We start from the raw sequence: 5,825 nt of genomic DNA, 5'->3' as shown, positions 1-5,825 counted from the left end.
CGCAGAAATAATTCGCTGAGCGACGATAACCACGAAAACAGCTGATCGCCGGAGTCAAATCTCCTTCTCACAAAGGTCAAAAGCATGAGAAAGGACGCTTTTCGCCAGCGAAAAGCCCTGATTAGAGCAGAACCTGAAAACCAAAACCAAAAAAGACGCATTTCGCCCGCGAAATGCATTCATTCAGGGTTGTTTTGATCTTAACGAAAAAACGCCATGGCCAGTTCCAGAACCGCAGCGTTCCTTCTATCTAAATATCAAGTACTTTAATGACCACTGCCGGATTCCCGCCCACAACAGTATTGGCCGGCACATCTTTCACGACCACTGCACCAGACGCGATAATAGCGTTGTCACCGACCGTCACGCCGGGATTGATGACGGCACGCCCGCCGATCCATACGTTGTTGCCGATCGTCACCGGCTTGCCGAATTCTTTGCCGGCGGCGCGTTCTGCGGGATGCAGCGGATGAGTGGCCGTGTAAATATGGACGCCGGGGCCAAGTGAGCAATTATCGCCGAACCGGATTTCACATACATCGAGCAGGCACGTATCGAAATTAGCATAGAAATTCTCTCCCAGATGGATGTTGTAGCCGTAATCACACCGGATATTCGGCTCTACATAAAACTTGTCGCCATGGGATCCCAATAATTCCATCAGCCGCAGTTTCCGGTCCATGCCGTCCATTTCAGATGATTTATTGAACAGCCGGCTCAGCCGCCGCGCATTCAGCCGGTCACTCAGCAGTGTCCGGTCTGACGGGTCATACATTTCGCCGGCAATCATTTTTTCTTTCTCGCTTTTCATCCCTGCATCGCTCCTTCGTTAAACATATTATCGCCATTATAGCAGTTTTTTTGGCAATAAAATCTGGAATGTCCTTCACTAATTTTTGCATTTCCCACCTGCAAATGGGGTATTACTTCCATAAGGAGTGATACGGATGGCATTTGATTACGATTTGGATTATGAAAAGCTCGATCTGCGGAAACATCCTGAATTGTACCGGGTGGGCAAAGGGGAGCAGGGCGTGCTGCTGGTCGAACCGTACAAAAGTGAGATTCTGCCTCATTGGCGTTTCAAGACGCCGGAAATTGCACAGGAATCGTGCGACAAGATTTCGGAGATGTTCGAGGAATACCGCAAACAGGATGATTTCATCGGCATGGACATGGCGCGGAAATTCATCCAGATGGGCTACACGCGCGCGCGGCGCTACACGAATTACAAAGGCGGACGGAAATACAATGAAGACCGCAGCATCAAGGAGCGGCAGATCGACCCGGTCAAAGCGGAATCGGCAGCGATTTTCAAAAAGCGCTGGGACGAAATCCGGGAAGATGAAGATTACCTCCGGCGCAAGAGGGAGCATCAGAACAAATACGGCGAGTTGAAAAAGCCGGACAAAAAGGGAGATCAATCGATGGGTGAGAACGATTTTCCAAAGAGCGTTGGGAAACCTGCCGCGAGGGCATTGGTCGGGGCGGGATACACCAAAGTCGAACAATTGAAAGACACTAAGGAAAAAGAAATTCTGGAGCTGCACGGCGTCGGGCCCAAAGCAGTGGAAGTATTGAAAAAAGAACTCGCCGCAAAAGGGCTGGAATTTCAAAAGTAGAAGCAAAAACGCCTCTCCCGCAGGAAAGGCGTTTTACTCTGCAAGCATTTCTTCAATAACTTTCGACAGGCGATTCTGCGTTTCCGGCAGACGGTCTTTTAATTCTCCGTTATCCCACGGATTGTCCGTGTAAAAGCTGGAAAAGTCCTGATCCTGCATACGCGGCACGACATGCATATGGAAATGCGTCAAGTCGTCGAAAGTGCCGCCATTCTGGCAAATCGATATGCCATCAGGCTGGTAAATGGAGCGTATGGCACCAGACAGCATTTGCGCTGCACGACTCACCGCCTGCGCCGTTTCCGCATCGAACTCATCGATAAAACGGAAATGTCCCTTTGGCAGGATCAGCGTGTGCCCTTCATTGAATGGATCGTGGTCGAGAATGCAGATGACCCATTCGTCTTCATAAATGACAAGCGCTTCCAGTTCTTTATTGGCGAGCGAACAACCCAGGCATTGCGTTTTTTTATCCATACTTTTAATCTCCTTTACCACAATGGTTCGTTTTCATCCGACAATTCTACCAGATATGGATATGTCATCATGAACACGGCAAAAAGTGCCAGTGCAAACGGCAGTATTGCGGCAATGTGGATATCAAACAGCATCCCTGAAAGGATTAAAATCGGAGCCGGAAAAAAATTCAGTACAGCCATCCGTTTTCTCGATTTTTTCGTCAGGTATTGGGTGTGTCCGCATTCCGGACATTCCATTCCTTCCCCTAAGGTAAAGGATTTGCGTAAAGTCGTCCCCCATGACCATTGATGTTTGCAATTCTCGCAGTGCGGCATCAGAAGCCCTCCTTTTTAAAAAAATAGGTATTCCTCATCGAATAAAAATTAGGTATCACGGCAAGGAAGTTCGAATCATTTCCCGGGAAATAAATACAGGCTCTATCTATCCATTCTTCCGCTTCTTTTTCCGGTAGCGGAAACGCCAGATGTAATAGGTGAGCAGGCCACCCAATATTACAATGAGGTTAAGAAAAGGCACCTGACCGTCATTGAGGAAAAGAGCAACAGCACCGATTATAAATGCCGGCACCATGATAATAAACCACATTTTCAATTCCGGATTCCTGAAACTCATCTCAAAACGCTCAGCCATTCCCATCACACCCTTCACGATAAATTGCTCATGCATTTATTAATATCATGCTATAGTATTTATACGTTTGAAACAAATGGAAGTTTCAGAAATCGGGGATTAGGTGGATTTTTGCTGAAGCAACCCTGGCGCCTGAAATTCGTTCAATTAATGCAGAGAAATTATGGGAAGCAGGATGAAAGATGGAATGGTTTGATTTACTGAAAGCCCTCATATTGGGCTTTGTGGAAGGCATGACGGAATTTGCGCCAGTATCCTCGACGGGACACTTGATCATCGTGGATGACATGTGGCTGAAATCACAGGAGTTCCTCGGGAAATACCCGGCGAATACATTTAAAATCGTTATTCAATTAGGATCGATTCTGGCAGTCGTTGTTGTGTTCTGGAAGCGGCTGTTCAGCTTGGTGGGGCTTTATAAAATTGACGGACAGCCCGCCAATTCACGTTTCAACCTTCTGCACGTCATTGTCGGCATGCTGCCGGCTGTTATTATGGGCTTTGCGTTCAAAGACTTGATCGATGACCACCTGTTCGGCGTCGAAACCGTCATATACGCGCTGATTGCCGGTTCGATCCTGATGATTGCTGCCGACAAATTTGGTCCGAAAACCCCGACCGTCAACAGCCTCGATGAAATTACATATATCCAGGCGCTGAAAGTCGGAATGGTGCAGACCCTGTCGCTGTGGCCCGGTTTCTCGCGTTCCGGCGCCACCATTTCCGGAGGCGTGCTGTTCGGCCTCAATCACCGCACTGCGGCGGATTTCACATTCATCATGGCGGTGCCGATCATGTTCGGTGCGAGTCTCGTTTCGGTATTGAAAAACTGGGAGTACATGTCGATGGATTACCTGTCGTTTTACGTGGTCGGCTTCATCAGCTCGTTCGTCTTCGCGCTGATTTCCATCCGTTTCTTCCTGAAACTGATTTCAAAGATCAAGCTGATGCCGTTTGCGATTTACCGTTTGATTCTGGCGGCGGTGCTGATAGTCATTGTTTATTTCTAATAAAGACATGGAAAGAGGTTCCGTTTAACGTTGAGACGTTAAAGCGGAACCTCCTTTTCTTGATTTTACGAAGAACAGCCCGATGATGCTGAGCAGAATTTGGAGCGCGCCTGCCATAAACAGATAAACGGTCGACAAATACCATTCGCCGAGTAAAACGGCCGGCATCAAGGCTCCAGCAAAACACAAGGCCCCAAGTACGATGGCCAGCAGAAAGATTCTATTATTTTTCTTAGTGAAGCCATAAACGGCGGCAGCGGCATTTCCCAGCCCAAACACAATCATTCCGAACAGAGCCAGGCTGTTCCAGCTGTTGAACGGCATGACGCCGATCCATTCTGGCGGGAAATCAGCAAAAACGCCTTCTCCGCTAAGCATGATACTGCCGAGATAAAAGGCACCAAGCGATAATAATAATGAATAAGAACTGACCAGCTTTTTCAGGAACATTTTCGTTTTCCTCCTATGGAAAAATTTACTTATTACTGTATTAGACTGGAAGATCCTGAAAAAGTTCCTGAAGAAAACAAATGCCGATCAAATCTTTTCAATTTGATCGGCATTGCGCTGTGCATTTCTTTAGATGTCAATATGTAACATTGGAGCCGCTTATTCGTCAGTTCTCCTCATAGAAATTGCATTCGAACACTTCAATGTCGAAGCCGGCTTTCACGACTTTCGGATAGCCGCCCTGATTGTAGCATTGGTCCGTTGAGGCTTTTACCTGCTGGTAGCTGAAATACGATTGCGCCGCGTAAACGGCAGCAAAGACAACTAGACATCCGCTGAGCAATAAAACGGGGAGCTGCCATTTGTTTGAAGGTTTTTTCATAAAGTACACTCCTGTCTGCCGAGATTATATTGTATTTTATTGGCATAAATTAAGGTTAACATAAAATGTCAGGCAGTAGAGAAGGAGTTTTTAGAAAAGAAAGAGCATTAATTCTTCGAAAAGTGAATCTTTTCCAGTTGTTCAAACGTCTAAGAGGTACAGGTAAAATACAGAAGGGGTTTTAGTATGCTGAAAAAAATTGTTTTAGCGGGTGGCACGGGCTTTATCGGACAATATTTGGAGCGCACATATACAAACCAGGGTTATATCGTACATATCATTTCGCGTCAGCCGGGGCAGGTTTCGTGGAACGATGAACGGGCGATGATTGATGCGCTGGAAGGTGCCGAGATGGTCATCAATCTGGCGGGCAAATCGGTGAATTGCCGGTACAATGAAAAAAATAAACGCGAAATTTATGAATCGCGCACGCGCACGACGGAAGCGCTCGGCAATGCGATTTTGAAATGCAAGAATCCGCCGCAGCTGTGGATCAATTCCAGCACGGCGACGATTTACCGGCATGCGGAAGATCGGCCGATGACGGAATCGACCGGTGAACTCGGAACCGGTTTTTCAGTTGATGTCGGCAAAGCGTGGGAAGACGCGTTTTTCCGTTTCAAGCTTCCGAAAACCCGTCAGGCCGCGCTGCGCATGGCGATTGTCCTCGGAGCAGACGGCGGCGTAATGGAGCCGTATGTCAATCTGGTGCGTTTCGGCCTCGGCGGCAAGCAGGGTGAAGGCAGGCAGATGTTCAGCTGGGTCCACATTGAAGACGTCTGCCGCATCATCGAATTTTTAAGGCAGCGAAAAGACTTGTCCGGCATATTTAATGTGTCAGCGCCGAACCCTGTAACCAATAAGGAATTGATGGAGCATTTGCGGAAGGCGATGGGCCGCCGCGCAGGCTTGCCGGCACAGAAATGGATGCTCGAGCTGGGTGCTGTTTTTATTGGCACCGAAACCGAACTGATCCTGAAAAGCCGCTGGGTGCTGCCGGAGCGGCTTGAGATGGCCGGTTTCCGTTTCCAGTTCGACACGCTCGACCGCGCGCTTTGGCAGATTGTGCAGGAACAGAAACAAGAACAATAAAAGAAGCTGTTTCGCTTAATTGCGGAACGGTTTTTTGCTTTATTGGACGCCAAATTCGTTGTTTGAAGGCTGGACTGCAGGAAAGTCGGTGCGCCGGCGGTAAAATCATGTGGGAGAACGTCTGATTTTGGTGTGGTGATGAGTTTATGATCGGCAAAC

General features: G+C 48.0%; 9 protein-coding genes and 1 pseudogene. 4 read left to right on the top strand and 6 right to left on the bottom strand.

All coding sequences use genetic code 11. The features are described from left to right. Positions 1-250: 250 nt before the first annotated feature. Entirely contained in the window at positions 251-811 is a 561-nt protein-coding gene (locus tag KW93_RS05075) for a maltose acetyltransferase domain-containing protein (RefSeq protein ID WP_033541896.1), read from the bottom strand. Positions 812-947: 136 nt separating this feature from the next. Between KW93_RS05075 and KW93_RS05070 the strand changes: the two are divergent. Both KW93_RS05070 and KW93_RS17645 read left to right on the top strand, forming a co-directional pair. Further along, a pseudogene (locus KW93_RS05070) lies at positions 948-1,391 on the top strand (DUF4385 domain-containing protein); the annotation flags it as partial. 36 nt (positions 1,392-1,427) lie between these two features. Beyond that, positions 1,428-1,622 (top strand): helix-hairpin-helix domain-containing protein, encoded by a 195-nt coding sequence (locus KW93_RS17645; RefSeq protein ID WP_200883321.1) that lies wholly within the window; start codon positions 1,428-1,430, stop codon positions 1,620-1,622. Between the two features lie 33 nt (positions 1,623-1,655). Here KW93_RS17645 and KW93_RS05065 read toward each other — a convergent pair whose 3' ends face one another. From KW93_RS05065 to KW93_RS05055, 3 genes are all read right to left on the bottom strand, one after another. After that, entirely contained in the window at positions 1,656-2,099 is a 444-nt protein-coding gene (locus tag KW93_RS05065) for an HIT family protein (protein WP_033541895.1), read from the bottom strand. Positions 2,100-2,113: 14 nt separating this feature from the next. Continuing rightward, entirely contained in the window at positions 2,114-2,416 is a 303-nt protein-coding gene (locus KW93_RS05060) for a TIGR04104 family putative zinc finger protein (RefSeq protein ID WP_033541894.1), read from the bottom strand. Between the two features lie 106 nt (positions 2,417-2,522). Beyond that, positions 2,523-2,732, bottom strand: a complete 210-nt coding sequence (locus tag KW93_RS05055) for a hypothetical protein (RefSeq protein WP_152602418.1) — start codon at positions 2,730-2,732, stop codon at positions 2,523-2,525. 182 nt (positions 2,733-2,914) lie between these two features. On the opposite strand from KW93_RS05055, the gene KW93_RS05050 reads away from it, so the two are divergent. After that, positions 2,915-3,742 (top strand): undecaprenyl-diphosphate phosphatase, encoded by an 828-nt coding sequence (locus KW93_RS05050; RefSeq protein ID WP_033541892.1) that lies wholly within the window; start codon positions 2,915-2,917, stop codon positions 3,740-3,742. Between the two features lie 24 nt (positions 3,743-3,766). Here KW93_RS05050 and KW93_RS05045 read toward each other — a convergent pair whose 3' ends face one another. Together KW93_RS05045 and KW93_RS05040 are read right to left on the bottom strand one after the other, a co-directional pair. After that, positions 3,767-4,192: a hypothetical protein gene (locus tag KW93_RS05045; protein WP_033541891.1), complete on the bottom strand. Its 426-nt coding sequence runs from the start codon at positions 4,190-4,192 to the stop codon at positions 3,767-3,769. Between the two features lie 166 nt (positions 4,193-4,358). Continuing rightward, positions 4,359-4,574, bottom strand: a complete 216-nt coding sequence (locus tag KW93_RS05040) for a hypothetical protein (protein ID WP_033541890.1) — start codon at positions 4,572-4,574, stop codon at positions 4,359-4,361. A gap of 186 nt (positions 4,575-4,760) precedes the next feature. Here KW93_RS05040 and KW93_RS05035 point away from each other — a divergent pair, with 186 nt between their 5' ends. Further along, positions 4,761-5,666, top strand: coding sequence for a TIGR01777 family oxidoreductase (locus tag KW93_RS05035; protein ID WP_033541889.1), 906 nt, complete (start codon positions 4,761-4,763; stop codon positions 5,664-5,666). The last annotated feature ends 159 nt before the right edge of the window (positions 5,667-5,825 follow it).

The sequence above is a fragment of the Planococcus sp. CAU13 genome, assembly GCF_000775575.1.
In the GTDB taxonomy this organism is placed as follows: Bacteria; Bacillota; Bacilli; order Bacillales_A; family Planococcaceae; genus Planococcus.
Note: the sequence above shows the minus strand (reverse complement) of the source record. Positions and strands in the feature narration are given on the sequence as shown.